This window comes from Parasphingorhabdus sp. SCSIO 66989, assembly GCF_032852305.1.
GTDB lineage: Bacteria > Pseudomonadota > Alphaproteobacteria > Sphingomonadales > Sphingomonadaceae > Alterisphingorhabdus > Alterisphingorhabdus coralli.
The window spans coordinates 2,434,062-2,460,118 of sequence record NZ_CP136594.1 but is presented as its reverse complement, the minus strand read 5'-3'; the positions used below and the strand labels follow the sequence as shown (position 1 = coordinate 2,460,118).

Genomic DNA, 26,057 nt, shown 5'->3' with positions numbered 1-26,057 from the left:
CCTTAGCGTTCTTGAAAATCTTCGTGGCCTTCGCGAGAGACCCATGCACGCCAGATCAACTCGCAAGGCCCTTGCGTTACGAAACGGTGTCTCGACTTCGCTCGACACGAACGGGCGATATACTCATGCCCCTTCCTGCCACCCCCGCCGCAAAATATCCGCCAGCATATGGAACTCCTCATCGCGCGGGCTGTTTTTGCGCCAGGCCAACGTAATATCCCGCGATGCTTGCTGCGCCTTTAGCGGTCTTGTCACAATGCTGGTACCGGTCAGGATTTCACTGCTAAGCGCCATATCGGGCAGCAGGGTGAGGCCGAGGCCGTTATCGACCATCTGCACCAGCGTGTGCAGCGAGGTGCCGATCATGGTGGCGCTAGCGCTGAGTTCCGGGCGGTTGCAGGCGGCTAGGACATGGTCTTTGAGGCAATGGCCATCCTCGAGTAGCAATAGCCGGGTCTCATCGATCAGCGCCGGGTCGATGCTGGTCGGCGGGTCGCGTGGGTCATCCTTGGGGAAGGCGACATGGAAGCTGTCGGTAAACAGCGTCTCGCTTTCCACCTCGCCGCAGGCAAAAGGCATGGCAAACAGGATACAATCGACCTGGCCATGATGCAGCGAATCGCAGGCGGCGGTGCTGACTTCCTCGCGCAGATAGAGTTTGAGATCGGGCTTTTCCTGTCGCAGACGCGGCAACAGCCGGGGCAGCAAAAAGGGCGCGATGGTGGGGATAACGCTCATCCGCAATTCGCCAGTGAGCGGCTTGCCCGAAGCCTTGGCGAGTTCGGCTAGCTCCTCCGCCTCACGCAGCAGCCGGTGGGCACGTTCGACCACCTGATTACCCAGCGGTGTAAAGCGCACAACGCGTCGGGTGCGTTCGACCAGCGTGCAATCGAGCAGTGATTCCAGCTCGCGCAGGCCCGCTGATAATGTGGATTGCGTGACGAAGCAGCTTTCCGCCGCCTTGCCAAAATGCCCATGCTCTTTCAGCGCGACCAGATATTGCAGCTGTTTGAGCGTGGGCAAAAAGCTGCTCATGAAGCGGCGGTTTCCAGCGGCTCGGGCGTGTCTTCGGCCGGTGCCTCGGTACGCGTCATTTTGAGCTTATTGTCGACAATGGTGAAGGCAACCCGGCCCTCAACCAGATCGAGCGCATCGCGGCCAAATTCCTCAAAGCGCCAGCCGGTAAGGATTTCCAGCCCATCGCGTTCGCCTGCTGCCAACTTCTCCAATTCATCAGTACGGGCAATTAGCCGCGCCGCAACATTCATCTCGCGCACCCGGATCTTGAGCAGTAGCTTGAGCAGATCAGTGACCAGCGCGCCTTCCTTGCCGAGACCGGGACCACGGCGGCCACGCGGAGGCATTTCCTCGCTCGGCAATGGCCCGGCATCGGCGAGCGCATCCATCAGCCGCGCGCCGATATCATTGCTCTTCCAGCTATTGGAGAGGCCACGGATGCGCGCCAGATCATCCTGCTTCTTCGGCGGATGCGCGGCGATATCGCCCAGCGTCTCATCCTTGGCGATGCGCCCACGCGGCAGGTTCTTGTCACGCGCCTCGGTCTCGCGCCATGCCGCCAGCGCCTTTAACCGGCCGAGCACATGGGCATTGCGTCCCTGCGCCTTGATCCGCCGCCAGAGCGTGTTGATATCGATATCATATTGCGCCGGATTACCGATCTTCTCCATCTCATGATTGAGCCAGGCACCGCGTCCGGTCTCGCGCAACTTGTCGAGCATTTGCGGGAAGATGGCGGAGAGATGCGTGACGTCGCCAATGGCATAATCAATCTGCCGCTGATCGAGCGGGCGGCGCGACCAATCGGTAAACCGCGCGCCCTTGTCGACGCGCACGCCGAGCCAGTTCTCGACCAGATTGGCATAGCCGATCTGCTCCGCCTGACCCAATGCCATCGAGGCAATCTGGGTATCGAACAGCGGCGCCGGGGTCTTGCCGGTCATGTTGAAGATAATCTCGATATCCTGACCGCCGGCATGGAAGACTTTGAGCACATCATGGTTTTCTGTGAGCAGGTCGAGAAGTGGGCTAAGGTCAATATCCTCGGCCATTGGGTCGATGGCGGCGGCTTCCTCGCCATCGGAGATCTGCACCAGGCACAATTCCGGCCAATAGGTGTTCTCGCGCATAAATTCAGTATCGACGGCGACAAAATCGGCTTTGGAAAAGCGCTCGCATAGTGCGGCAAGCGTGTCGCTATCGCTAATCAAAGGATGAATTTTCATGAAAACGCTCTTAAAGCCGCCGAGGCGACTTGACAAATGCTAGTCGCACCTGTGTTAGGCGCAGCACATATTTCGCGTCGGGCGAGGTGACAAAAGCTTCATAGGCCCCGCGCTGCTTACAGATAATCAGGATTATTCCATGCACAGCTATCGCACGCACAATTGTTCCGCGCTTCGCAAGGCCCAGGTTGGTGAGACCGTTCGCCTGTCCGGCTGGATTCACCGCACTCGCGACCATGGCGGGGTGCTGTTTGTCGATCTGCGCGATCATTTCGGCATTACCCAGATTGTTGCCGATACCGACAACCCTTGCTTTGCCGAGCTTGACCGGCTGCGCACCGAGAGTGTGATCACCGTGACGGGCGAAGTGCTGGCGCGTTCTGACGAGACGGTGAACCCCAATCTGCCGACCGGCGAGATTGAAGTGGTGGCACGCGAAGTGACCGTCCAGTCCGAAGCTGCAGAATTGCCGATGCCGGTCGCTGGTGAGGCGGAATATCCCGAAGATATTCGCTTGCGCTATCGCTTCCTCGATTTGCGCCGTGACAAGATGCACGCCAATGTCATGCTGCGTTCGGCAGTAATTACATCCTTGCGCAAGCGGATGGTGGAGCAGGGCTTTACCGAGTTTCAGACACCGATCCTGACCGCCTCCTCGCCAGAGGGCGCGCGCGACTTCCTCGTGCCTAGCCGCATGCATCCGGGCAATTTCTACGCGCTTCCGCAAGCGCCGCAGATGTTCAAGCAGATGCTGATGATGTCCGGCTTTGACCGCTATTTCCAGATCGCGCCATGCTTTCGTGACGAAGACCTGCGTGCCGACCGCAGTCTGGAATTCTATCAGCTCGACTTTGAAATGAGCTTTGTCACGCAGGAAGACGTGTTCCAAGCATTGGAACCGGTGCTTGCCGGGTGCTTTGAAGAGTTCTCCGGTGACAAGACTGTAACGCCGTCGGGCGAATTCCCGCGCATTCCCTATGCCGAGGCAATGCTGAAATATGGCACAGACAAGCCCGATTTGCGTAACCCGCTGATTATCAGCGATGTGACCAGCCACTTTGAAAAGAGCGGCTTTGGCCTGTTCGAGAGAATCGTTGGCGGCGGCGGATGCGTTCGCGTGATTCCGGCCCCGAACACCAACGAAAAAAGCCGCAAGTTCTTCGATGACATGAACAACTGGGCACGCGGCGAAGGTTTTGCCGGGCTTGGCTATGTCACCCGCAAGGGCGGCGAATTTGGCGGCCCCATCGCCAAAAACCACGGCCCGGAGCGGATGGAAGAGCTCTACAATGAACTGGGCCTTGGCCCCGATGACGGCCTGTTCTTCGCTGCAGGCAAGGAAAAGGACGCCGCCAAGCTCGCCGGTGCCGCGCGCACCCAGATTGGCGAGCAGCTCGGTCTGATTGAACAGGGCTGCTTCAAATTCTGCTGGATCGTCGACTTCCCGATGTTCGAATATGATGAGGACGCGAAGAAGATCGATTTCAGCCACAATCCGTTCTCCATGCCGCAAGGGGAGATGGAAGCGCTGGAGACGGTGGACCCGCTGGAGATCAAGGCGTGGCAATATGACATTGTCTGCAACGGCTATGAGCTTAGCTCGGGTGCGATCCGGAACCATCGTCCGGATATCATGTACAAGGCGTTCGAGATTGCCGGTTACAGCCGGGAAGATGTCGACCGCGAATTCTCCGGGATGATCGAGGCGTTCAAGCTGGGCGCACCGCCCCATGGCGGCTCGGCACCGGGGATCGACCGGATCGTGATGCTGCTTGCGGGCGAGGAAGCGATCCGCGAAGTGATTGCCTTCCCGATGAACCAGAAGGGTGAAGACCTGATGATGGGCGCGCCGTCACAGCCTGATTTCAAACAGCTGCGTGAACTGCATGTCCGCGTGGTCGAGCCGCCGAAACAGGGGTGATCTGCAAGCGCGCATCGCCGCACTTGTGATTCTGTGAGAATGTGACGATCGCATTGGATGACGCTTTGCATCGCAAGGCACGCGTCCTTGCCGCCGAACAGGGCTTGTCTCTGTCCGGGCTGGTGAAGCTGTGCCTTGAGAAGCTGATTGCGGGTGATGAAGGGCCAGATATGGCATCACAAAACACAGTGAAGGAGCAGGCCATGCCGTTTAATCATGCACAATCCGCGCCTGCCTCCAAGGCGTCGCCAACAGGCAAGGGCCCTGAGGGGCAGCCCTATTTTGTCGATGGGAAATGGGTGTTTACACCCGATGGTAAGCCACGTCAGCCCGGGGCATTGCGCGGCAAGATTGGCATGGCCGATGATTTCGACGAATGGCCGGAGGACATCCTCGCCTCGTTTGAGGCTTGGCCATATGACGACGACAACGGTCAGGACTGAGCGGACGCGTGCGGTTGTTGCTGGATTCCCATATCCTGCTGTGGTGGTTGGAGGACAGCCCCCGGTTAAAGCCACGCGTCCGCGCCGCCATTGCCGACCCTGCCAGCGAGGCTTTTGTCAGCTTTGCCTCGGTTTGGGAGATTGCGATCAAACATCAGATCGGCAAGCTGGGCATCAGCAGTGATGCGATTATGCAATTGCTCGATGACCAGCGCTTTACCCTGCTGCCATTCAATGCTGAAGATTGCGCAAGGGTCGAGGCAATGCCGTGGCATCATGGCGACCCTTTTGATCATATGATTATCGCCCAGGCCATGGGTGTGGATGCTGTAATTGTCACGGCGGATTCTGTCTTTGCGCGCTATGATATCCGCTGCCTCCCCGCCTGATCCCATATTGAGACATTCGCCAAATCCCTCGAATATGGTGGCGGAAGCGGCTTGACCGCGGCGGATTAAACTGGTGGCATTAAACCTGTTGCAAGGGGATCATGCTATGCACGGTTTAACCGGCCAATTTGGGGATCGTATGACGATAAACCTGTCAGATTATGAGAAGGGTGCGTCTTTTGACGGCGATTATGGCGATGCGCTGAAAGCGGTGCAGCGGCGGCTGGCGCGGGTGCATTTTGCCCATATCGTGCATCAAAAGCGCGCGATGATCGTGTTTGAAGGCTGGGATGCGGCGGGCAAGGGCGGCATCATCCGCCGTATGTCCGCCGAATGGGACCCGCGCTATTTCGAGGTCTATCCCATTGGCGCGCCGAGCAAGGCCGAGAAGGAACGGCATTTCCTCTGGCGCTTCTGGCGCAATCTGCCGGGGACGCGCAATATCTCGGTGTTTGACCGCAGCTGGTATGGCCGTGTGCTGGTCGAGCGGGTGGAAGGCTTTTGCACCGAAGAACAATGGCGCCGCGCCTATGACGAGATCAACGAATTTGAAGCGCAGCAGGTCGATGATGGCACTACGCTGATCAAGATATTCCTGCACACGACGCAAAAAACGCAGGATAAGCGCTTTGCCGACCGCCTCAACACGCCGCGCAAACGCTGGAAGATGACCGCAGATGACTTCCGCAACCGCGCCCGGCGCGAGGAGTATCTCACCGCCTATGCCGATATGTTCGCCCATACCGACACCCGCTGGGCGCCCTGGGCGGTGTTTGACAGCAACAACAAAAAAGCCGCGCGCATCGCGGTGATGAACCATATTGCCGATCGTCTGGAAGAGGCGGTGCCTGTGGAGTTTCCGGAGATTGACGCGGAGCTGGTCAAGCTGGCGAAAAAAGCGTTCGGGTATAAGCCGGAGAAGGAATAGGTTTGGGGGAATTGGTGTAATTTGAGATTCATAGAGCCGCTACCCTAGCTTCTATTATTATTTATTCTTACGGCCCACTTGCGTACATAACTTTATACTCTAATATAGCTTCTATAGTCGTTTCTATTGCGTCTTTATCTATAGGGTTTTCATGTATATATTCTTTTAAAAGCTTTATGCTGTCTTCGATTCTATAATCAGTTGCGCACATACCGTAATAAGTTTCAAAAAGATTTTTCAGATAAATTCTTTCTGGGTACTTAGCATTTGAGAACTCTTCAATTAGAATATCACCGGAAAATTGTATGCTAGATCCGTAATATAATGCGGAAAGGACTGCTTCTATGCGGTCGTTCGTCGATGTGCCTTCTCTTGAAAGAATGACTAGTATCTCTTCGTCGCTCCTAAATTTTGGCTTTTCGTATTTCATTTTCTGGCCTACTTTTTGATGCAAATGACTGATTGCTTCTGTCCAACTTCGTTTCCAGGATGGGCATGCCTCAATAGCCAATCGCCATCACTTCCCATTCCTTCGGCCCCGCTGGCAATCTGACTGTCCGCAAATCACCCACGGAAGCACCACGCAAAGCGCCTGCCAGTGGCGAGTTCCAGCCGATCCGGCCTGCTCCGGCATCGGCCTCGTCATCGCCGACCAGCGTCACCGTTCGGCGGTTATCATCTCCATCTGCCAGTTCGACCGTCGCGCCGAAGAATATCCGGCTCTTGTCGGGATGCGCGGCGGGGTCGATCACTTCGGCCTGTTTGATCCGCCGCGACAGGTGGCGCACTTCGCGGTCGATTTCGCGTAGCCGCCTTTTGCCGTAAATATAGTCGCCATTTTCCGAACGGTCGCCATTGCCTGCGGCCCAGCTGACGGTTTCCACCACCTTGGGCCGCTCGCCATGGAACAGCGCATCATAGCGTGCTTGCAGGGCGGCAAGGCCCTGGGCGCTGATATAGTTGGGCTTGGGTTGGGTAGTGGGCATGCGGTCATACATATAACCGTTAACCCTGAGCCTGTCGAAGGGTGTCTCTCAGGTTCGTTCTTAACTGAGAAACGGGCTTCGACAGGCTCAGCCCTAACGGTCTTGTTGAAATAGAATATTCAAGCCTCAACCCGGTGTGCGCTTGCCGAGATAGTGGCTGAGGCGATTGGGGCCGTTATAGCCCGCCTTGTCGGGATGCATCACATCATAGACCACGGCGTTTTCCATCACCCGCTGGACATAGTTTTTGGTCTCGAAAATCGGGATTTTCTCAATCCATTCGATGATACCAATCGCGCCGGTGCGCGGGTCGCCATTGCGGCGCAGCCATTTGTTCACATTGCCGGGGCCGGCATTATAGGCCGCTGCCGCCAGCGGATAGCTGCCACCATAATAACGGCGCATACGCTCGAAATAGCTGGAGCCCAAGCGTATATTGTACAGCGGATCCTCGGTCAGCGAGCCGAAATTATAGGCCATGCCGATCTTGCCCGCCTGTTCGCGCGCGGTGGAGGGGAGAAGCTGCATCAGACCGCGCGCCTTGGCGTGGCTGACGGCGCGCTGGCTGAACTGGCTTTCCTGCCGGGTGATCGCGTGGATAAAGGTCCAGTTATTCTGATAACCGCCGGGCACCGGCATATCGGGGAAGGCAATCGCCTGCAGCCGATCTATACCCTGTTTGCGGGCGCTTTGCCCGGCAATCACCGCAAGATCGCGGCGACCGATTTCTTTTGAGAGTTCGCCGAGCAGCAGAAAATCGCTTTCGCTTTCCGCGCGGGCGGAGAGGGCGCGGAAGAAGCTGTTATGCACCCGCCAGTCGCCGCTGCGCCGGGTGGCCAGCTTGGCCGCCTGTACCAGACGGTCGCTGTTAAACTGGCCGCGATCGGTCATGTTTACCCGGTCAGACGGGGCCGATGTTGCAAAGGGGCCGACTTCGCGTCCCAGCCTTTCAACCGCCAGTTGCCCGTAAAAATGGTCATCATATTGCGCGGCCATGGAGAAGTATTTTTCCGCCTGCGCCGTGTCGCCAGCTTCTGCCGCGGCCTTACCCGCCCAGTAAAAGCCCTTGGAACGGGTTTGCGGGGTTTGCGCCGCATTGCCATAGCGGGCGAACATGCCGACAGCCTTGGCGGGCTGGCGCTGTTTCTGCAGGGCGGTGGTGCCTGCCAGCCATGTCAGGCTGGTATAGTCATCCCGGACGCCCAGATTTTCCTGGCTGATATCTGTGCCTTCGGGGAAGGCGTCATCAACCTTGGAGGCGATATTATAGGCCAGCGTCCATTGGCTATCATTTGCGGCGGCGCGGGCATTGACCAGCAGCGTTTCATACCATTCTTCTGCATCAAGGGGATAGCTGGCCAGCTTGGGACGATTGGCAAGCAGATTGCGCGAGGTGATCGAATTCCCCGATGCGCGCAGCCGTGTCGCATAGGCAGTGAGATATCCCGGATCGCTGCGCACACTATCGGGCAGGCTGGCATGATTAACCGGCTGTTTGCGGATCATGTTAAGGCGCGCGGCATAAACCGGGCGCTTTTGCGGCGATACGAAACTGAGCTGAGCATTGGCGCGGCTGGCGGCATTGGCCCAGAGCAGCGCATCCATGCGTGCATCATGATCGGCGACGGTGAATTCGCTGGAAAACAGGCCGAGCATCCGCGCCTCATCTGGCTCGGTCATGGTGCCGTTGCGCCATGCTTCGCGCGCGACCTCTACCGCCTTGTCGCGCTGACCGGCGGTGTTGAGCGCGACGGCATAGCGGGCGCGACCGGTGTTGGTGACGGGCGGGAAGCGGTCAAAATAGGCGAGCACCTGTGTCGGCGAATAGCTCTCCATATTGATCGCCTGTTCCGCATTGCGGCGGAAACGGCTCTCATAGGGCCAGTCGGGATAGTTGACCAGGAAGCTGGCATATTCCTCAAAGCTGTAATTGCCCGATTTGCGCAGCGTTTCCCAGCGGTCAATCGCGGCATTGATATTGCCCGATGTCCGGTCTTGCAGCACGGAACGGGCGCGTTCCCAGTCGCTTTCCGGGCCGCTGGGCTGGGCAGCGCAGGCCATGGGCACGCTGAGCGCGGTGGCGGCAAGCAGGGTGATGATGGAACGGGAAAATGAACGAGCGGGCACTTTAGGTGCGGGGAAAAATGATGTCATGCTGGACATTATGGGCCTTTGCTCCTTATCAGGCGCTGAACACATTGCAGGCAATGGATTAATATTCGAAGGTAATATCTCTGTTGCCAGACGCAACAATGCCCTAGTGGCGACTTTTTAGGAGCAAATCCATGTTTTCCGGTTCCATTCCGGCTCTGGCGACTCCCTTTTGCGACGGATCGTTTGCGGAAAAAGAATTTCGCGCCCTGATTGACTGGCAGATCGCCATGGGCAGCAGCGCACTGGTTCCTTGCGGCACAACGGGTGAAGCGGCGACAATGACAATTGCCGAGCATAATCATGTGGTTGCCGTATGTATCGAACAAGCCTCCGGAAGAGTGCCAGTGATTGCCGGTTGCGGCTCCAATGATACCAAGGTGGCGCTGGAGCATATGCATGCCGCCAAAGCGGCGGGCGCAGCGGCGGCGCTGGTGGTACCGCCTTATTATAACCGGCCTAATCAGGAAGGCATCAAAGCGCATTTTGCGACATTGGTTGAAGGCTGCGATCTGCCGATTGTCGTCTATAATGTCCCCTCGCGCACGGTAACCGATATCAGCTGTGAGACCATGGCCGAACTGGCGGCATATCCCAGCATTGTCGGTGTCAAGGATGCGACGGGCGAGCTGGACCGGGTCAGCGATCATCGCGCCCATATCGGATCAGATTTTTGCCAGCTATCGGGCAATGATGATGTTGCACTCGGCCATCGTGCGATGGGCGGGGCAGGGTGCATCTCGGTCACCGCCAATGTTGCGCCGGAATTGTGCGCGCAATTCCAGCTGGCACTGGATGCGAAGGATATGGACCGGGCACTGGCGTTGCAGGATCGGCTGTTTCCGTTGCACAAAGCCCTGTTTTCCGATGCTTCGCCGGGTCCGGTCAAATATGCGATGAGCAAGGTGATTGCCGATTTCCCCGCAGAACTGCGCCTGCCGATGACACCGCCATCGGCGGCAAGCTGCAAGGCTGTGGACGCCGCACTGGCCCATGCGGGCCTGATCTAGGCTGTGTTAAGCTTGAATAAGGCAATGCGCGGCTATTAAGGCAACAAACAGCTAACCCTATCCGTTCGTGTCGAGCGCAGTCGAGACATTTCGCGCAATGTCTCTCGACTTCGCGCGAGACGAACGGCAAGAGCGGTATCAAGAAGAACAATAGTAAGACGTTTAGAAACAACCCTCATGGCCAGGCCCAAACACAGCACTTTTGACAAGGCAAAAACCGTCGCGGAGAACCGTCGTGCGCGGTTTGATTTTGCTATTGATGATGTCTTTGAAGCGGGCATTGCGTTGCAGGGTACCGAGGTAAAGAGCCTGCGCTTTGGTGAGGGCTCGATTGCCGAGAGCTATGCCGAAGTGAAGGATGGCGAGGTCTTTCTGATCAACGCCAATATCCCGGAATTCAGTCATGGCAACCGCTTCAACCATGACCCCAAGCGCCCGCGTAAATTGCTGCTGCATGAGCGCGAGATCAACAAGATGCATGGGGCGGTGGCGCGCAAGGGCATGACGCTGGTGCCGCTCTCCATCTATTTCAATTCGCGAGGTCGCGCCAAGGTCGAACTAGCGCTGGCCAAGGGCAAAAAGGCGCCGGACAAACGCGCGACCATCAAAGAGCGCGATTGGAAACGCCAACAGGGACGCCTACTTAAAGATAATGGCTAAGATGTCCTCTTTTCGGAATTATTGCGCATGAAAAGCGTCTGGGCCTGGATTCTCGCCAAGATGCCGACGCGCGAGAGCATGGAGCGCAACCGCTATATGCGCCCTATTGCGCACCGTTTCCTGCGCTCAGAATTATGGCGTTTCACCCGCCGTTCGGTGCCGCGTGGTGTGGCCCTCGGCATGTTCGCTGCGTTTATCATTCCCCTCGGCCAGATATTTCTTGCGGCGTTTCTCGCACCTGCCTTGCGCGCCAATGTGCCAGTGGCGGCGCTCACCACCTTCATTACAAATCCGCTGACCATCGGCCTGTGGGGCATTCTCGCAAACAAGACCGGTAAGTTCATATTGCAGATCGATTCCATGACCTTTGGCGAACCACTCAATACCCAGATGCGCAGCACTCTTGGCGAATGGGTCAACTGGCTTTTCCTGCAAACCGGTGTCACGGCTTTCGGTTTTGCTTTCCTCGCAATCGTTTCGGCGACATTGGGCTATGTCATCAGTTCCTTTGGCTGGCGTTACTGGATCGCCCATAAGCGCCGCCGTTCGCAGGTCCTATTGAGACGAAGCGTTTGAGTTCCCGGTTTTGGCGCGGATAACTTGGTGCAGGTGGTTTTCCTGCGCGCGGTAAAAGCGCATAAAGCATGCGCGACTATGGACAGGAAAGAGGGCGTTTACGCGTGAATAGCAGGGCGGACAGCCTGATCGCTGCGGACGATGATGCGACGGGCTTCCCCAAGCCGGTGGCCGCCGCTGTGTTTGCCGCCATGGCGATTACCGTCGCCAGCGCCTATCTGTTGACCGGCGAGACGATGATCGCCCTGCTTCTTGCGGGAGCCATGGCGTTCTTTGCCGCGCTTGTCTGGTTTTATGTCTCGGCGACATCAGATGCGAGCGAATTGGATAGCTATATCGCCGACTGGGCGATCACCTCTGCTGTTGCCGATCAGAGCGATCAGATTATCGCGGTTACCGATCGTGCGGGCAGGCTGGTCTGTGCCAATGCGCTCTATGCCCGCACATTTGGTCAATATGTGCCGCCCACAGACCTCAAGCTGGACAGCGGCAGTGCAGCCATCGCGATGGAAGCCGGGCGCGCGGCGTGGCGCGATGGTGCGGCTGAGGCGGACTCGCTGCGGCATCAGGGCAATGACTATGCACTGGAAGTGCTGCGCATTGGCCGCGCGGAGGACCATCTGCTCTGGCGTTTTAGGGCTTTGCTGCAGGCGAGTGTGGTGGAAGAGGCCAAGCGGCTGGTCGGCGGCGCTGCGGGCAGGGTGGCGAGCAATGCCGGGCTGATCGCTGCGGTGGTTGGGCCGGAAGGGCGCATCCGTTCTGTCAACAGTGCGTTCGCCTTACGGGCTATGGGTGATGGCAATGCCAATGCGGTTGGTCGCGATTTCGCCAGTTTCATGCGCGTTGATGATGCACAGAACATCTTTTTTGAGCGTGAAGGGCAAACCGGTCCGGCGCTGCATCTGCTGCATATGCCGCTGACCGACAATGATGTGGCGATGGATGGCAGCGAGAGTGAGCACCCCGCCTTGGTGCTATTGCTAGATCGCCAGAACATCTCATCACGCAGCGATTCTACGCTTTTGCAGTTGGAAATGATGCTGTCGCTGCTGCCCTTTGGACTGGCAATGGTCAGCCGTGATGGCAGGTTTCTTTTTGCCAATAGCGCCTTTGCCAAGGCCAGCGGTATCGCCGACGACTCACCGCCTTCCTATCCGGGTGATCTGGTGATTGCCGATGACAAGGCGGCGATGGCGGATGCGGTGCGGCGCTTTGCCTCCGGCCCGGCGCAGGGCGGTGATTTGGCGGTGCGCTTTCGGCATCAGCCGGAGGAACCGGTATCGCTCAGCATCGCCGGCGTGCGCGGTTTTGGCGATGCGGCGGTGCTGCTCTCTCTGCGCGATAGCAGCGAGGAAGCGACGCTCAAGCAGCAGGTAGCACAAGCCACCAAGATGCAGGCTGTGGGCCAGCTTGCCGGCGGCGTGGCGCATGATTTCAACAATGTGCTCACCGCCATTCTCGGTCATTGCGACCTGATGTTGCTGCGCCATAGCCCTGGAGACAGCGATTATGATGATGTGCAGCAGATCAAGAATAATGCCGGCCGCGCCGCCAGCCTGACGCGGCAGCTACTCGCCTTTTCCCGGCAACAGACATTGCGACCGCAAATACTGCAACTGCCCGATGTTATTGCCGAAACCTCGCATTTGTTGCAGCGCCTGATTGGTGAGAAAGTAACGCTGGAAGTGCGGCATGACCGCAATCTGGGCGCGATCCGCGCCGACCCGGGGCAGCTGGAGCAGGTGATTATCAACCTTGCCGTCAATGCCCGCGACGCCATGGAACAGGGCGGCATACTGAGTATTGAGACAAAGCGGATCAGTGCCAGCGATGTGCGCGCAATGAACAGCGATGTACTGCCGGTCGCCGATTATTCCGCGATTATTGTGCGTGATCAGGGATGCGGCATTAGCGCCGAAAATCAGGCCAAGATATTTGAGCCGTTTTTCACCACCAAGGATGTCGGCAAGGGCACTGGCCTCGGCCTCTCCACCGTTTACGGCATCGTCAAACAGTCGGGCGGTTATATCTTTGTCGATTCAGCGCTGGGTGAGGGTACCACCTTCTCGATCTACTTCCCGGTGCACGACATGCGCGGCGAGGTTGCGGCCGAACCGGAAGCCAAGTCCTTTGAGGACGCACCCGATGAGCAATGGGGCAGCGGCACGATATTGCTCGTCGAAGATGAGGATATGGTGCGGGCCGTGGCTGAACGCGCGCTGACCCGCCAGGGCTATAGCGTTATCACCGCGAGCGATGGCGAGGATGGCGTCGAGCAATTCGCCGCACATGATGATATTGATCTGGTGATTTCGGATGTTGTTATGCCAGTGATGGATGGCCCTGCTATGGCGCGCATCATCCGCGAGCGTGACCCGCAGGTGCCGCTGATCTTCATGTCGGGCTATGCCGAGGAGCAGCTACGCAAGTCGATTGATGTCGATAATATGGGCTTTCTACCCAAACCGTTCACCGTGGCGCAGATTTGCGACAGCGCGCAAAAGGCCTTGCGCAAATGCCGTAGCAAGGCTGAGGCATGACAATGGTAGAGACGCGCAAAAATTTCCTGATCGCTGAAGATGAATCGATGATCGCCATGATGCTCGAGGATATTATCGAGACGCTTGGCCATGATGTCGCCGCAGTGGTCGACAGCTGCAGCGCCGCTATGCAAGTGCTGGAGCAGGGCCACGTAAATGCGGCGATTCTCGATCTCAACCTAAGCGATGGAGAAAGCTGGCCCTTGGTGCAGCAATTGCAGCAGCGCGGTATTCCGTTTCTGGTCGCCAGTGGCGATAATGCTGCGACGCCACCTGATGGTGTGAAGCCGGTGCAAAAGCTGGCCAAGCCCTTTTCTCTCACCAGTCTGGAGGAGGCGCTTTCCACGCTTGATGGATAAATTTATGTTCACCCCTTGTTCTTATAGAACAAATCCGGTACAGCTTCTCCATTGATTGATTGCAATTAGGCATCTAGCACGGGAGCAGGCACATGGCCGGACAGTTGAAACTCGTTGACGCAGAGAAGCAGACAAAGACTATGGATCGGCAAAAAGCACTAGACGCCGCACTGGCACAGATAGACCGCGCATTTGGCAAGGGTTCGGCGATGAAGCTGGGCTCACGCGAGGCGATGAATATTGAGGCGGTGTCCACCGGCTCGCTGGGGTTGGATATAGCGCTGGGCATAGGCGGACTGCCGCGGGGCCGGGTGATTGAGATTTATGGCCCTGAAAGCTCGGGCAAGACAACGCTGGCGCTGCACACCGTGGCGGAAGCGCAGAAAACCGGTGGCACGGCGGCATTTGTCGACGCCGAACATGCGCTTGATCCGGTCTATGCCAAAAAGCTCGGTGTCGATATTGACGAGCTGATCGTATCGCAGCCCGATACCGGCGAGCAGGCGCTGGAAATTGCCGATACGCTGGTGCGTTCCAATGCGATTGATGTGCTGGTGATCGATTCGGTTGCTGCATTGGTGCCGCGCGCGGAAATTGAAGGCGAGATGGGCGACAGCCATGTCGGCCTGCAGGCGCGTTTGATGAGCCAGTCGCTGCGTAAGTTGACCGGTTCGATCAGCCGTTCGCGCTGTATGGTGATCTTTATCAACCAACTGCGCATGAAAATCGGCGTGATGTATGGCAATCCGGAAACCACCACCGGCGGTAATGCCCTCAAATTCTATGCCTCGGTCCGTCTCGACATCCGCCGCACCGGCCAGATCAAGGATCGCGATGAAATTATCGGCAACTCCACCCGGGTGAAGGTCGTCAAGAACAAGGTCGCACCACCGTTCAAGCAGGTCGAGTTCGATATCATGTATGGCGAGGGCATCTCCAAGATTGGCGAGATACTTGACCTCGGCGTCAAGGCCGGGCTGGTCGAGAAATCCGGAAGCTGGTTCTCTTACGACTCGGTCCGCATCGGCCAGGGCCGCGAAAATGCCAAGACCTTCCTCAAGGAAAATCCGGAAATGATGACAAAACTGGAAAACGCCATTCGCGGCAAGGAAGATGAAGTTGCTGAAGAGATGATGACCGGACCAGACGCCGATAGTGACGCGTAATATTGTGTGCATCAGCTCGACAACCGATTGAGCTGATGCATATTCTTGTTCTGAAAACAGGATTTGACTTGCCAATAGCGCACACTTTGTAATTCTTCCTCGTCAAGGTACATTACGGTATTCGCCAGCGTGAGCAGCGATGATGCGCTGCCTTCACATCGACAAAAGCGACAAGATACTGTTGAAATGACGAGGAAGTAGGATGCTGAAAAAGGTTATATTGGCAAGCGCAATGGCATTGAGTGTAGCTGCATGTGCAAATAGTTCATTGTTGGTAGAAAGACCCAATTCCAGCACATATCGTTCGGATAGCGCGAATATCGTTTACGATAATTCGACTGTCGAGGTCGATGAAGAAAACCTCACCTATACGCAGAAGGAAATGGAAGAAGCCTTTTTCGGCGGTGATGAACCTCTATTCACAAAGGGCGATGGCATGACCGTCCGCTATCGCTATCTGGCTTTTGATGAGGGAAGTCAGACAACTCGCTATTTTGCCGGGCCTTTTGCGGGTGGTTCAAAAGTCGTGATGGAGGTCGATTTTGTCGATCCCAATGGTACGGTGATGTCTACCGTTCGTGGTGAAGGCACCGTGTCAGGCGGTTTTTTTGGTGGCTCGAACAAGTCCGGCATTCAGGAAGCGATTGAGGAAGTGGCTGAGTACGCCCATACGCAGTTTCACAACTGACTGCGGGGGCTTCCACCGAGCTGCTGCCGGGTGTTGGTCGATACATTCACTTTAGAAGGCGCCAAACTGGTGGACTGACCAAAGGTATTGGGGCAAGTGTCCTTTGGCGTCCGCCATGATCGCAATATGCAATAGCGCTCGACCTATGTTGTTGCCGACGGCGCAAGCAAAGCCTTGCCTCGGTCTAAACGCTACCCTAAATCGCCTGAATGACTTCGACCAATGACATTCGGCAGAGCTTTCTCGATTTCTTTGCAGGCAAGGGCCACAAAGCCATTGCCTCTGCACCGCTGATCCCACAGGCGGACCCGACATTGATGTTTGTCAATGCCGGGATGGTGCCGTTCAAAAATGTGTTTACCGGCCTTGAAAGCGCGCCCGCGCCTTGCGCAACCTCATCGCAGAAATGCGTCCGCGCTGGCGGCAAGCATAATGACCTCGACAATGTCGGCTATACCGCACGTCACCACACCTTTTTTGAGATGCTCGGCAATTTCTCCTTTGGCGATTATTTCAAGGAAGACGCGATCAGCCACGCATGGGAATTGCTGACCAAAGTCTGGGGCATTGCAGCGGACAAGTTGACCGTTACCGTTTATCATGATGATGATGAAGCATTCGCATTGTGGCAGCGTATTTCCGGCCTGCCCGATGAGCGTATCATCCGCATCGCCACCGATGACAATTTTTGGTCAATGGGCGACACTGGCCCCTGCGGCCCGTGCAGCGAAATCTTCTACGATCATGGCGACCACATCCCCGGCGGCCCTCCGGGCAGCCCGGACGAGGATGGCGACCGCTTTGTCGAGATATGGAATCTCGTCTTCATGCAATATGACCGCGATGCAGACGGCACGCTCAATCCGCTGCCCAAACCGAGCATCGACACCGGCATGGGCCTGGAGCGTATCGCCGCGGTCTTGCAAGGCACGCACGACAATTACCGCACCGATACCTTTGAAGAGCTGATCAGCGCCTCGGTGCGCCTCACCGGATCGGACGATGCCGATAATGCCGGTCACCGCATTATCGCCGACCATCTGCGCTCGACCAGCTTCCTCATCGCCGATGGCGTTCTGCCCGCCAATGAAGGCCGCGGCTATGTGCTGCGCCGCATCATGCGCCGCGCTATGCGCCATGCGCATCTGCTCGGCGCGTCCGAGCCGCTGATGCACCGTCTGGTGCCGACACTGGTCAGTCAGATGGGGCAGGCCTATCCCGAACTCGCGCGCGCACAGCCGCTTATCGCCGAGACCTTGGAACGCGAGGAAATCCGCTTCCGCAAAACCCTCGATAAGGGTCTGAAGCTGTTAGATGAGGCTGTCGCAGATTTGAAAGCGGGTGATACGCTGCCCGGTCAAACCGCATTCAAGCTCTATGACACCTATGGCTTCCCCTATGACCTGACCGAAGACGCCCTGCGCGCACAGGATATCAGCGTGGATCGCGCCGGTTTCGACGCTGCCATGGCGGAACAGAAGGCTGCCGCACGCGCCGCATGGAAAGGCTCGGGCGAAACCGCCTCGGATGATATCTGGTTCGACATTGCCGAGCGCGAGGGCAGCACCGAATTTACCGGCTATACCGCGCTACGCGGCGATGGCGTAGTCGTCGCGCTGATCCGCGACGGTGCCGAGGTTGATGCGCTCAAAGCGGACGATAGCGGCATATTGCTCACCAACCAGACGCCCTTTTACGGCGAATCCGGTGGGCAGGAAGGCGATAGCGGTACGGTGCTATCCGGCGACAACCAGATCGCCAGCGTGGAAACCGTCAGCAAGCCATTGGGACGTTTGCATGCGCACCATATCACCATGACCGACGGCGCTCTGACCACAGGCGATACCGTCACCCTCCGTGTTGATGGCGGACGTCGTGATCGCCTGCGTGCGAACCACAGCGCAACGCATTTGCTGCACGCCGCACTGCGCCGTCATCTCGGCGAGCATGTCACGCAAAAGGGCAGCCTTGTTGCCGAAGATCGCCTGCGCTTTGATTTCTCGCATCCCAAGGCGGTCACGCCCGAAGAGATCGCGGCGATCCAGGCCGAGGTCAACGCGCAGATACGCGGCAATGATGCGGTCCAGACCCGGCTGATGGCCCCCGATGATGCCGTGGCCGCAGGCGCGCTGGCGCTGTTTGGTGAGAAATATGGCGATGAGGTCCGCGTGCTCTCCATGGGCGCATGGGATGACAGTGACTATTCGGTCGAACTGTGCGGCGGTACGCATGTCAATGCACTGGGCGATATTGGTCTGTTGCATATCGCCTCGGAAAGCGCTGTCTCGGGTGGTGTGCGCCGGATTGAGGCGCTGACGGGAGAGGCGGCGCGCGACTGGCTGGTGCAGCGCGACCATGCGTTGCAAGAAGCCGCGAGCGCGCTCAAAACATCTCCGGCGGAAGTCACCGAGCGCGTCGCAGCTTTGGTGCAAGAACGCAAAAAGCTCGAACAAGAGCTTGCCGAGAGCCGTAAGAAACTGGCATTGGCGGGCAATGCTGGTGGCGGCGACGATAAGCCTGCCGCTGATGAAAGCATTGGCGATGTTCGGTTTCGCGGCCAGTGCTTTGACGGGCTTAACCCCAAGGAACTGCGCGGCCTGCTCGACAATGCCAAGGCCGATCTGGGCAGCGGCGTTGCGGTGATGATCGCGGTCAATGACGGCCGCGCTGCTGCCGCTGTCGGCGTTACTGATGATCTGGTCGAAAGCCATAGCGCGGTCGATCTGGTGCGCGTTGCGGTCGAAGCGCTGGGCGGCAAGGGCGGCGGTGGCCGCCCCGACATGGCGCAGGGTGGGGGACCGAATGGTGATGCGGCGGACGATGCACTGGCCGCTGTGCGCGCTGCGATTGCGGGTTAAGCGGGGCTTTGAGCAACATCGCCAGCGCCGCGCAAGCGGCTCTTAGTTTTGTTTCGCACGAAGCCACAAAGGCACAAAGAGCGTTATTCTTGATGCGCGCTCTTCGTGCCTTTGCGCCTTTGTGCGAGACTATAAATGTGCATAGTTTCCGCTTGCGCGGAATCAGGGAAATTGAGCGCTCCCTTAGGCACCCCATAGCCTTTCGTGACAAGTCCGGCTAAGACGCTGCCCATGTCTAGTGTCTCCCTCAGCAGTGCTACGTTATTGGTCGCTCTCGGCGGCGGTCTGGGCGCTGTCGGGCGCTTTCATTTAGGCCGTATAGCATTGCAGTTTTTCGGACCCGGATGGCCTTGGGGAACACTGATTGCCAATCTCAGCGGCGGTTTTTTGATGGGCTGCCTTGTTGGCATATTGGCGCAGCAGGCCAGTGGCGGCGAAACCTGGCGTTTGCTTATCGGCGTCGGCCTGCTCGGCGGTTTCACTACCTTCTCCGCTTTTTCGCTCGAGACAGCCAATATGGTGATGCGCGGTGAATGGGGTGTGGCTGCGGGCTATGCGTTGCTCTCGGTTATCGCCTCGGTGGCTGCACTGTTCGGTGGACTGATGCTGGCGAGGCTCTGGGTATGAGCGAGAGTGAGCAGACGCCGCGGGTGCGCGAATTTCGCATTGCCAAAGACGATGACGATATCCGCGTTGACCGCTGGTTTGCGCGGCATATGGGGCATATCGGCTTTGGTACCATCTCCAAATGGGCGCGGACCGGTCAGATCCGCGTCAATGGCCGCCGGGTAGCTCCGGGGGATCGTCTCAGTACCGGCCAATTGTTGCGGGTGCCGCCCGAAGACCCCGATCATAAGCGCCACGCCGCGCGTCCGGTGCGCGAGTTATCCGATGAGGACAAGGCGCTGGCCGAAAGTCTGGTCATCGAGAAGACCGGATCGGCCATCATCCTCAACAAGCCACCGGGGCTGGCGACGCAGGGCGGCAGTAAGACCTATCGCCATATTGATGGCTTGCTCGACGCCTATCGTGATGACGATGATCCGCGCCCGCGTCTGGTGCACCGGCTCGATAAAGATACATCGGGGGTATTGCTGATCGCGCGCACGCCGGGCAGCGCCGCCTTTTTCTCCAAGCGCTTTTCCGGGCGTTCGGCCAAGAAAGTCTATTGGGCGCTGGTTATGGGTCTGCCGGAAATCCGCGAGGGGCAGATTGACCTGCCGCTGGCGAAACAGCCGGGTACGGGCGGCGAGAAAATGTATGTCGACCATGAACAGGGCCAGCCGAGCCGCAGCCGCTATCGCGTGATTGAGCATGCCGGCGGCAAGGTGAGCTGGGTTGAGCTGCACCCGCTGACCGGGCGGACGCATCAGCTGCGCGTACATATGGCGGCGATTGGCCATCCGATTGTCGGCGATGCCAAATATGGCGGCAAGGAGGCCTATGTCACCGGCCCGGTGAGCCGCAAAATGCATCTGCATGCGCGGCGTTTGGTGATTGAGCAGCCTGAGGGTCATCGCATTGATGTGCAGGCCGAACTGCCGCCGCATTTTGCCGAGACGATGGAGAGCATGGGCTTTGATACTGCTCTGGGTGATGCCTTTGATCCGGTCGATAGCGAGCCGCTGCCTGATCGTGCCAACCAGAAGCGCAAAGCCAAGGCGCATGCCAAGCAGGTGCGCAAGGCGCGACGTGGGGAGCGCCGCAGCCGCAGTACATCGGCGGCGAGCGCGGCCAAGGCCAAAACAGGCAAAAAGCCGGGACGCAAACCGGCAACGCGGGGCAAAGCGGCGGCCAAAAAGCGGCCCGCGCGCAATGCGCCAAGGGGCAGGCGTAGCTGATGCATCCCGATCGCAGCTTCCATATCACCGACCGCGATCTGATGCGGCACTGGGTCGAGGAAATCGGCTTTGGCATGGTCTTCGCGCAGACGCCCAATGGCCCGCGTGTGGCGCATATTCCGGTGCTGTTTGAAGGGCCGGACACGCTCGAATTTCATCTCTCGCGCGGCAATGCGCTGACGCGGTACATATGCGAGGGCGATGCGCTGTTCGTGGTCAACGGGCCGGACAGCTATATCAGCGCCAACTGGTATGACATTCCCGATCAGGTGCCGACTTGGAACTATCTCAGCATCGAATTGGAGGGTGCGGTCAGCCGGATTGAGCGCGATGCCATGCCGGATCTGATCGATCAGGTCACCGCGCATCATGAGGCCAAAGCTGGCGAAGACCCACCCTGGACCCGTGATAAAATGGCCCCGGGCAAATTTGAAGGCATGTTGCAGGGCATTGTCGGTTTTCGCATGGAGATAAAAGCGTGGCGGGGTACCGCCAAGCTGAGCCAGAACAAACCCGAGGCGACGCGATTGGCAGCGGCCGACAAGGTAGAGGCCAGCGGGCGCAAGGCGATGGCGATGCTAATGCGCAATGTGGAGAGTGATGCGTGACGCGTCTGGCGATATTCGATTGCGATGGCACTATGGTCGATGGTCAGGCCAATATCTGCACCGCGATGGAGCAGGCGTTTGTGGCGGAAAATCTGACACCGCCCGACCATCATCTGACGCGGCGGATTGTCGGTCTGTCGCTGATTGAGGCTATGCGACGGCTCGCGCCTGAACCGGATGATGCTTTGCATGAACGGCTTGCCGAGAATTATCGTCAGGCGTTTCAGGCTTTGCGCGCAAAGGGCGATCGAACCGAGCCGCTTTATGGCGGACTGATTGAGTTGCTCGAAAAGCTGCGCGCGGCGGAGTGGCTCTGCGCGGTGGCTACGGGGAAATCGGACCGGGGACTTAAATTTGTTGTCGAGCATTATGGCATTGCCGACCATTTTATCAGTCTGCAGACTGCCGACCGACATCCGTCCAAACCGCATCCTTCGATGATTATGCAGGCGCTTGACGATGCCGGTGCCGCGCCTGCTGGTGCGGTGATGATTGGTGATACCAGCTTTGATATGGAAATGGCGATCAATGCAGGCGTGCGCGCCATTGGGGTCGATTGGGGCTATCATGATGCGCACGAGCTGCATGCCGCCGGAGCGGAGCAGGTGGTGACCAGCATGGATGCGCTGTTTGATGCTTTGAATGAGGGAACAAGCCATGGATGAGGCACATGCAAGACGACGGTTCATGATTATCTCGCTGGTGCGTTTCAGTGGCGTCATCATTGTCATGGTGGCATTGCTGGCCATCAATGGCGTGATCGTCGGATTACCAGATATTTTCAGCTATGGCCTGTTAGCCATTGGGTTGGTTGAGTTTTTCTTTGTACCGATTGTGTTGGCACGAATGTGGCGCACGCCGCCCGAGGATGTCCCCGAGCCATGACGGTGAAAACGCCGACCCAAGAGTCGCAAAATCCGCGTGCTAAACGCTTCTATAAAGAGGTATCTCTTGGTTCCGGCGAAGATGGTCATGCGATATTGCTGGATGGTCGCGCGGTGAAAACGCCGCTGAAGCGGGCGCTTGCTATTCCCGCGCAGCGACTGGCAGAACTGGTGGCGGAAGAATGGCGGGCGCAGCAGGAGTTTATCGAGCCGCAGACCATGGTGCTCACCGGTTTTTGCAATGCCGCGATTGATCATATTGCCGACAATCGTGCCGAGATCATTGGCGCGATTGTAGGTTTTGCCGAGACCGATACGCTATCTTATCGCGATGATCCGGACGCGCCACTGTTTGCGAGGCAACAGGCGGTTTGGGAGCCGATTATCCGCGATCTGGAAGCGGCGCATGGTGTCGAATGGGCGCGGATATCGGGCGTGATGCCACAGCCGCAATCGCCTGACGTACTGGCATTGGCGCAGGCGGTTGTCGCCGATGATGATGCGTTTCGGCTGACCGCTTTCAGCCAGATCGTCGAACTGACGGGCTCCTTTGCGCTGGCACTGGCTTTGCGCGAGGGGCGGCAGACGGCGGATGCTGTCTGGGATGCGGCTTTTCTGGAGCAGCTCTGGCAGGCTGAGCAATGGGGCGAGGATGCCGAGGCAACAGCGCAGTTACAGGCGCGACGGGAGCGCTATGATGCGGCAGTGATGATGTGGGGCGCAATGGTCCGGTAGTATCTCCCCTCCTCTTCAGAGGAGGGGCAGTGAGACTTAGCGCCGGAGCGTAAGCCGAGGTGGTTAGTCGCAGCGGGGTGGTGTTGCGCTTAGTGACTCCACCACCAGTGTTCGGGTGAACCTTGCCCCCGGCAAGGTTCAGAAATGCCTGGGAGACATTTCGACCCGATCACTCCCCTCCTCTGAAGAGGAGGGGCTAATATTCAATCCAAAGCCGCGTAGAGCATCGTCTTGATTTCGCGGCGTATCGGATAGGTTGAAGACGGCATCAACTGCGTCATAAAAATCATGATCACATCTTCGACCGGATCGACAAAGAAAGCGGTCGAGAACATGCCGCCCCAATAGAAATCGCCGGTTGAGCCGGGAATAGCGGTGGCCGCATTGTCGATGGTGGTGGCAAAGCCAAGACCGAAGCCAGCCCCGGCATTCTCCGCCTCAGAGAACAATGCCTTGCTGTGCTGGGTCAGATCGCCGCCGCCGGGCAGGTGGTTGCTGGTCATCAGTTCCAGTGTCTTGCGTCCGATAATCCGCGCGCCGTCCAACTGGCCGTCATTGAGCAGCATGCGGCAGAACAGGTGATAGTCGCTCAGCGTCGACATCAGCCCGCCGCCACCGGAGAAATAGCCGATTGTTTTGGCCCATGCGGTATCGGCACCGGAATCATAGGGCTTCATCTTGGCTTTCGGGTCAAAGCTGTAGCTGTCGGTGGCGCGGTCGATCTTCTCGGCGGGAAGCGCGAAATGCGTGTCTTCCATGCCCAGCGGATCGAAGATATGCTGCTGAAAATACTCCGCCAGCGATTGGCCGGAAATCCGCTCGATAATCGCGCCGAGGACATCCGTAGAAACCGAGTAATTCCAGCTGGTTCCGGGGTCAAATTGCAACGGAATCTTGGCCAGCGATGCGATGAAATGGTCGATATCGCCGCCATCAAAACGCTCAAAGCCAAGCTTGCGATAGGCGGCATCGACGGGTGTGCGCTCCTGAAAGCTGTAGGTCAGGCCGCTGGTATGGCGGAGCAGGTCGATAATCCGCATCGGGCTCGCCGGCGGACGGGTGATAAAAGGTTGATCGCCACCGCCGCTGACGAAAACGCCCATGTCTTTCCATTCGGGCAGATAGCGATGCACCGGATCGGCCAGCGCCACCTTGCCCTGTTCGACCAGCTGCATAAACGCAACCGATGTCACCGGTTTGGTCATGCTGGCGATGCGGAAGATTGCGTCTTCGGTCAGCGGCTGGCCCGGGCGCGCTTCGCCCTGCAGCGAGAGATGGGCAATCTCGTCGCCGCGCCCGATGAGCAGCGCGGCATGCGGCATCAGGCCGGTGTCGAGATACTTCGCCTTGATAAAGGCGGGTATGCGATCGAGCAGGGGCCCATGAAAGCCAAGCGAATCAGGGTCTGATACGGTGAGTGTCATAGGGATTATACTGCCGTTTTGCCGAAAGTCTGGCGGTTATAGGGATGCGAGGTGGAGAGGCCACCATCGACGACCAGAGCATGGCCATTGACATAGCTGGAGCGGTCAGAGGCTAGGAACAGCGCCGCTTCGGCGATCTCGTCGGCCTCGCCGCCGCGTTGCATCGGGTTCAACTGGCCGACCGTGACCTCGCGGCCCTTGGCGCGCGCGGTTTCATAAATGAAGCTGGTCATGCCGGTTTCGATCAGGCCGGGGCAGATGGCGTTGCAGCGGACATTGCTCCCAGTGAGCTGTTGCGCCGCGATCTTCACAAGATTGACCACGCCCGCTTTGGACGCGGTATAGGCCGGGCCACCCGCACCCGAGCGCAGTCCGGCAACCGAGGCGGTGGCGATGAGAGAACCACCGCGATTACCATTGGCTTTGGAGGTTTCGACGATAGCCTGACCGCCATATTTGATCGCCAGAAATACGCCGATCAAATTGACGCGCAGGATACTTTCCCACTCCTCGACACCCTGGTCGAAAATGCCATCAAAACCGCCCGAGATGCCCGCATTGGCGAAAAAGATATCCAGCCCGCCATGATCGGCAACCGCACGATCAACCAGCGCCTTGACCGATGCCTCGTCTCCGGCATCACCTTTGACGGCGGTAATTTTGTCGGGCGCCAGCGCTGCGGTTTCGTCCACCGCATCGGTGATATCGCTGGCGATGACATGCGCGCCTTCCTGCGCGAAGAGCAGGGCGGTACGGCGGCCAATGCCGCTGCCCGCACCGGTGATGATCGCGGTCTTGTTGGTGAGTTCCATGGATTACAGTCCTGCCGCAATGGTGGTGCCGCCATCGACGGTGATCGATTGGCCGGTCATAAAGGTCGACGCATCCGAGGCAAGGAATACGGCGGCCCCGGCAATTTCATATGGCTCGCCGATACGGCCCAGCGGTGTGGCGTTCTCGACATAGGCCATCAGCTTGGGGTTCTCCCAGAGTGCGCGGGCGAAATCGGTTTTGATGATGCCGGGCGCAATGCAGTTCACCCGCACGCCCTGTTTGCCAAATTCGGTGGCAAGGTTGCGTGCAAGCTGGAAGTCCGCTGCTTTCGAGATGTTATAGGCACCGATGGTTGCGGTGCCGGTAAAGCCGCCAATGGATGAGATAATCACAATCGAGCCATTTTTACGCTCAAGCATTTCCGGCGCCACCATCTGAATCAGCCAGTTATTGGAGACGATATTGTTCTGCAAAATCTTGTGGAACTGCTCGTCCTCAATCCCCGACATCGGGCCATAATAGGGGTTGGAGGCGGCGTTGCAGACAAGGATATCGACCTTGCCGAATGCCTTGCGGGTCTGATCAACCAGATTCTGCAGATCATCCTTGGAGGAAATATTCGCCGGAACAGAAAGCGCAGTGCCATCGCCATGCTCTGCGTTGATCGCATTGGCGACCTCATCACAGGCCTCCTGTTTGCGGCTGGAGATAACAACTTTCGCGCCCTGTACCGCCATCTGCTCGGCAATCGCCTTGCCAATGCCGCGCGACGAGCCGGTGATAATCGCGACCTTGCCGGTCAGATCAAATTGAGACATCTTCTTGAGTTCCTTTTCTTATTACCCCCTCTTCCTTTAGGGGAGGGGTTTAGAT

General features: G+C 58.0%; 26 protein-coding genes. 18 read left to right on the top strand and 8 right to left on the bottom strand.

Going from position 1 to position 26,057, the window contains the following annotated elements:
• Positions 1-123: 123 nt before the first annotated feature.
• Both RB602_RS11550 and rnd read right to left on the bottom strand, forming a co-directional pair.
• Complete coding sequence (locus tag RB602_RS11550) at positions 124-1,035, bottom strand: hydrogen peroxide-inducible genes activator (protein WP_317080732.1); 912 nt, start codon at positions 1,033-1,035, stop codon at positions 124-126.
• Positions 1,032-2,243 (bottom strand): ribonuclease D, encoded by a 1,212-nt coding sequence (rnd, locus tag RB602_RS11545; RefSeq protein ID WP_317080731.1) that lies wholly within the window; start codon positions 2,241-2,243, stop codon positions 1,032-1,034. The genes RB602_RS11550 and rnd overlap by 4 nt, the downstream gene beginning before the upstream one ends.
• A gap of 139 nt (positions 2,244-2,382) precedes the next feature.
• Here rnd and aspS point away from each other — a divergent pair, with 139 nt between their 5' ends.
• From aspS to RB602_RS11525, 4 genes are all read left to right on the top strand, one after another.
• Positions 2,383-4,164, top strand: coding sequence for an aspartate--tRNA ligase (gene aspS / locus RB602_RS11540; RefSeq protein ID WP_317080730.1), 1,782 nt, complete (start codon positions 2,383-2,385; stop codon positions 4,162-4,164).
• A gap of 41 nt (positions 4,165-4,205) precedes the next feature.
• The gene (locus RB602_RS11535) at positions 4,206-4,607 is read left to right on the top strand and encodes a hypothetical protein (RefSeq protein ID WP_317080729.1); all 402 of its coding nucleotides are present in this window, start codon (positions 4,206-4,208) and stop codon (positions 4,605-4,607) included.
• Positions 4,608-4,621: 14 nt separating this feature from the next.
• On the top strand, positions 4,622-4,996 hold the full coding sequence (locus tag RB602_RS11530) for a type II toxin-antitoxin system VapC family toxin (RefSeq protein ID WP_317080728.1): 375 nt from the start codon (positions 4,622-4,624) through the stop codon (positions 4,994-4,996).
• 139 nt (positions 4,997-5,135) lie between these two features.
• The gene (locus tag RB602_RS11525) at positions 5,136-5,924 is read left to right on the top strand and encodes a polyphosphate kinase 2 family protein (RefSeq protein ID WP_317084516.1); all 789 of its coding nucleotides are present in this window, start codon (positions 5,136-5,138) and stop codon (positions 5,922-5,924) included.
• A gap of 67 nt (positions 5,925-5,991) precedes the next feature.
• Here RB602_RS11525 and RB602_RS11520 read toward each other — a convergent pair whose 3' ends face one another.
• The 3 genes from RB602_RS11520 to RB602_RS11510 all read right to left on the bottom strand — a co-directional run bounded on the left by RB602_RS11520 (position 5,992) and on the right by RB602_RS11510 (position 9,064).
• Positions 5,992-6,435 carry a hypothetical protein gene (locus RB602_RS11520; RefSeq protein WP_317080727.1) on the bottom strand — a complete coding sequence of 148 codons (444 nt, stop codon included), beginning with the start codon at positions 6,433-6,435 and terminating at the stop codon, positions 5,992-5,994.
• On the bottom strand, positions 6,425-6,910 hold the full coding sequence (locus tag RB602_RS11515; RefSeq protein WP_317080726.1) for a GreA/GreB family elongation factor: 486 nt from the start codon (positions 6,908-6,910) through the stop codon (positions 6,425-6,427). The genes RB602_RS11520 and RB602_RS11515 overlap by 11 nt, the downstream gene beginning before the upstream one ends.
• Positions 6,911-7,036: 126 nt before the next feature.
• Positions 7,037-9,064, bottom strand: coding sequence for a lytic transglycosylase domain-containing protein (locus RB602_RS11510; protein ID WP_317080725.1), 2,028 nt, complete (start codon positions 9,062-9,064; stop codon positions 7,037-7,039).
• 131 nt (positions 9,065-9,195) lie between these two features.
• On the opposite strand from RB602_RS11510, the gene dapA reads away from it, so the two are divergent.
• The 14 genes from dapA (at position 9,196) to RB602_RS11440 (ending at position 22,986) form a co-directional block, all read left to right on the top strand.
• Positions 9,196-10,071 carry a 4-hydroxy-tetrahydrodipicolinate synthase gene (gene dapA / locus RB602_RS11505; protein ID WP_317080724.1) on the top strand — a complete coding sequence of 292 codons (876 nt, stop codon included), beginning with the start codon at positions 9,196-9,198 and terminating at the stop codon, positions 10,069-10,071.
• A 177-nt stretch (positions 10,072-10,248) separates the two neighbouring features.
• On the top strand, positions 10,249-10,731 hold the full coding sequence (smpB, locus tag RB602_RS11500) for an SsrA-binding protein SmpB (protein WP_317080723.1): 483 nt from the start codon (positions 10,249-10,251) through the stop codon (positions 10,729-10,731).
• A 27-nt stretch (positions 10,732-10,758) separates the two neighbouring features.
• On the top strand, positions 10,759-11,307 hold the full coding sequence (locus RB602_RS11495; RefSeq protein WP_317080722.1) for a DUF2062 domain-containing protein: 549 nt from the start codon (positions 10,759-10,761) through the stop codon (positions 11,305-11,307).
• Positions 11,308-11,375: 68 nt separating this feature from the next.
• Entirely contained in the window at positions 11,376-13,847 is a 2,472-nt protein-coding gene (locus RB602_RS11490) for a response regulator (protein ID WP_406568357.1), read from the top strand.
• Positions 13,844-14,206 (top strand): response regulator, encoded by a 363-nt coding sequence (locus RB602_RS11485; protein WP_317080720.1) that lies wholly within the window; start codon positions 13,844-13,846, stop codon positions 14,204-14,206. The genes RB602_RS11490 and RB602_RS11485 overlap by 4 nt, the downstream gene beginning before the upstream one ends.
• Before the next feature lie 92 nt (positions 14,207-14,298).
• Positions 14,299-15,372 (top strand): recombinase RecA, encoded by a 1,074-nt coding sequence (gene recA / locus RB602_RS11480; RefSeq protein WP_317080718.1) that lies wholly within the window; start codon positions 14,299-14,301, stop codon positions 15,370-15,372.
• 202 nt (positions 15,373-15,574) lie between these two features.
• Positions 15,575-16,060: a DUF4410 domain-containing protein gene (locus RB602_RS11475; RefSeq protein ID WP_317080717.1), complete on the top strand. Its 486-nt coding sequence runs from the start codon at positions 15,575-15,577 to the stop codon at positions 16,058-16,060.
• Between the two features lie 209 nt (positions 16,061-16,269).
• Positions 16,270-18,918, top strand: coding sequence for an alanine--tRNA ligase (gene alaS / locus RB602_RS11470; RefSeq protein WP_317080716.1), 2,649 nt, complete (start codon positions 16,270-16,272; stop codon positions 18,916-18,918).
• A 231-nt stretch (positions 18,919-19,149) separates the two neighbouring features.
• The gene (gene crcB, locus RB602_RS11465) at positions 19,150-19,545 is read left to right on the top strand and encodes a fluoride efflux transporter CrcB (protein ID WP_317080715.1); all 396 of its coding nucleotides are present in this window, start codon (positions 19,150-19,152) and stop codon (positions 19,543-19,545) included.
• Positions 19,542-20,759 carry an RluA family pseudouridine synthase gene (locus tag RB602_RS11460; RefSeq protein WP_317080714.1) on the top strand — a complete coding sequence of 406 codons (1,218 nt, stop codon included), beginning with the start codon at positions 19,542-19,544 and terminating at the stop codon, positions 20,757-20,759. The genes crcB and RB602_RS11460 overlap by 4 nt, the downstream gene beginning before the upstream one ends.
• Complete coding sequence (locus tag RB602_RS11455) at positions 20,759-21,367, top strand: FMN-binding negative transcriptional regulator (protein WP_317080713.1); 609 nt, start codon at positions 20,759-20,761, stop codon at positions 21,365-21,367. Before RB602_RS11460 ends, RB602_RS11455 begins: the two co-directional genes overlap by 1 nt.
• Complete coding sequence (locus tag RB602_RS11450; protein WP_317080712.1) at positions 21,364-22,032, top strand: HAD-IA family hydrolase; 669 nt, start codon at positions 21,364-21,366, stop codon at positions 22,030-22,032. Before RB602_RS11455 ends, RB602_RS11450 begins: the two co-directional genes overlap by 4 nt.
• Positions 22,025-22,252, top strand: a complete 228-nt coding sequence (locus RB602_RS11445; RefSeq protein WP_317080711.1) for a hypothetical protein — start codon at positions 22,025-22,027, stop codon at positions 22,250-22,252. The genes RB602_RS11450 and RB602_RS11445 overlap by 8 nt, the downstream gene beginning before the upstream one ends.
• Positions 22,249-22,986 carry an ATP12 family chaperone protein gene (locus RB602_RS11440; protein WP_317080710.1) on the top strand — a complete coding sequence of 246 codons (738 nt, stop codon included), beginning with the start codon at positions 22,249-22,251 and terminating at the stop codon, positions 22,984-22,986. Before RB602_RS11445 ends, RB602_RS11440 begins: the two co-directional genes overlap by 4 nt.
• 203 nt (positions 22,987-23,189) lie before the next feature.
• On the opposite strand, the gene RB602_RS11435 is transcribed toward RB602_RS11440, so the two are convergent.
• From RB602_RS11435 to RB602_RS11425, 3 genes are read right to left on the bottom strand one after another with little or no spacing between them, the layout of a single operon-like run.
• Positions 23,190-24,410, bottom strand: coding sequence for a serine hydrolase domain-containing protein (locus RB602_RS11435; RefSeq protein ID WP_317080709.1), 1,221 nt, complete (start codon positions 24,408-24,410; stop codon positions 23,190-23,192).
• 5 nt (positions 24,411-24,415) lie between these two features.
• The gene (locus RB602_RS11430) at positions 24,416-25,222 is read right to left on the bottom strand and encodes an SDR family NAD(P)-dependent oxidoreductase (protein ID WP_317080708.1); all 807 of its coding nucleotides are present in this window, start codon (positions 25,220-25,222) and stop codon (positions 24,416-24,418) included.
• Between the two features lie 3 nt (positions 25,223-25,225).
• Positions 25,226-26,002: an SDR family NAD(P)-dependent oxidoreductase gene (locus RB602_RS11425; RefSeq protein ID WP_317080707.1), complete on the bottom strand. Its 777-nt coding sequence runs from the start codon at positions 26,000-26,002 to the stop codon at positions 25,226-25,228.
• Positions 26,003-26,057: the final 55 nt, after the last annotated feature.

What these genes read in the sequence shown, in the direction of transcription:
- aspS (WP_317080730.1), top strand. Translation starts at nt 2,383, where the DNA reads ATGCACAGCTATCGCACGCACAATTGTTCCGCGCTTCGCAAGGCCCAG.
- RB602_RS11510 (WP_317080725.1), bottom strand. Translation starts at nt 9,064, where the DNA reads ATGACATCATTTTTCCCCGCACCTAAAGTGCCCGCTCGTTCATTTTCC.
- RB602_RS11485 (WP_317080720.1), top strand. Translation starts at nt 13,844, where the DNA reads ATGACAATGGTAGAGACGCGCAAAAATTTCCTGATCGCTGAAGATGAA.
- RB602_RS11495 (WP_317080722.1), top strand. Translation starts at nt 10,759, where the DNA reads ATGAAAAGCGTCTGGGCCTGGATTCTCGCCAAGATGCCGACGCGCGAG.
- recA (WP_317080718.1), top strand. Translation starts at nt 14,299, where the DNA reads ATGGCCGGACAGTTGAAACTCGTTGACGCAGAGAAGCAGACAAAGACT.
- RB602_RS11490 (WP_406568357.1), top strand. Translation starts at nt 11,376, where the DNA reads ATGCGCGACTATGGACAGGAAAGAGGGCGTTTACGCGTGAATAGCAGG.
- RB602_RS11425 (WP_317080707.1), bottom strand. Translation starts at nt 26,002, where the DNA reads ATGTCTCAATTTGATCTGACCGGCAAGGTCGCGATTATCACCGGCTCG.
- RB602_RS11525 (WP_317084516.1), top strand. Translation starts at nt 5,136, where the DNA reads ATGACGATAAACCTGTCAGATTATGAGAAGGGTGCGTCTTTTGACGGC.
- RB602_RS11430 (WP_317080708.1), bottom strand. Translation starts at nt 25,222, where the DNA reads ATGGAACTCACCAACAAGACCGCGATCATCACCGGTGCGGGCAGCGGC.
- RB602_RS11445 (WP_317080711.1), top strand. Translation starts at nt 22,025, where the DNA reads ATGGATGAGGCACATGCAAGACGACGGTTCATGATTATCTCGCTGGTG.
- alaS (WP_317080716.1), top strand. Translation starts at nt 16,270, where the DNA reads ATGACTTCGACCAATGACATTCGGCAGAGCTTTCTCGATTTCTTTGCA.
- rnd (WP_317080731.1), bottom strand. Translation starts at nt 2,243, where the DNA reads ATGAAAATTCATCCTTTGATTAGCGATAGCGACACGCTTGCCGCACTA.
- RB602_RS11460 (WP_317080714.1), top strand. Translation starts at nt 19,542, where the DNA reads ATGAGCGAGAGTGAGCAGACGCCGCGGGTGCGCGAATTTCGCATTGCC.
- RB602_RS11435 (WP_317080709.1), bottom strand. Translation starts at nt 24,410, where the DNA reads ATGACACTCACCGTATCAGACCCTGATTCGCTTGGCTTTCATGGGCCC.
- smpB (WP_317080723.1), top strand. Translation starts at nt 10,249, where the DNA reads ATGGCCAGGCCCAAACACAGCACTTTTGACAAGGCAAAAACCGTCGCG.
- dapA (WP_317080724.1), top strand. Translation starts at nt 9,196, where the DNA reads ATGTTTTCCGGTTCCATTCCGGCTCTGGCGACTCCCTTTTGCGACGGA.
- RB602_RS11515 (WP_317080726.1), bottom strand. Translation starts at nt 6,910, where the DNA reads ATGCCCACTACCCAACCCAAGCCCAACTATATCAGCGCCCAGGGCCTT.
- RB602_RS11440 (WP_317080710.1), top strand. Translation starts at nt 22,249, where the DNA reads ATGACGGTGAAAACGCCGACCCAAGAGTCGCAAAATCCGCGTGCTAAA.
- RB602_RS11550 (WP_317080732.1), bottom strand. Translation starts at nt 1,035, where the DNA reads ATGAGCAGCTTTTTGCCCACGCTCAAACAGCTGCAATATCTGGTCGCG.
- crcB (WP_317080715.1), top strand. Translation starts at nt 19,150, where the DNA reads ATGTCTAGTGTCTCCCTCAGCAGTGCTACGTTATTGGTCGCTCTCGGC.
- RB602_RS11455 (WP_317080713.1), top strand. Translation starts at nt 20,759, where the DNA reads ATGCATCCCGATCGCAGCTTCCATATCACCGACCGCGATCTGATGCGG.
- RB602_RS11475 (WP_317080717.1), top strand. Translation starts at nt 15,575, where the DNA reads ATGCTGAAAAAGGTTATATTGGCAAGCGCAATGGCATTGAGTGTAGCT.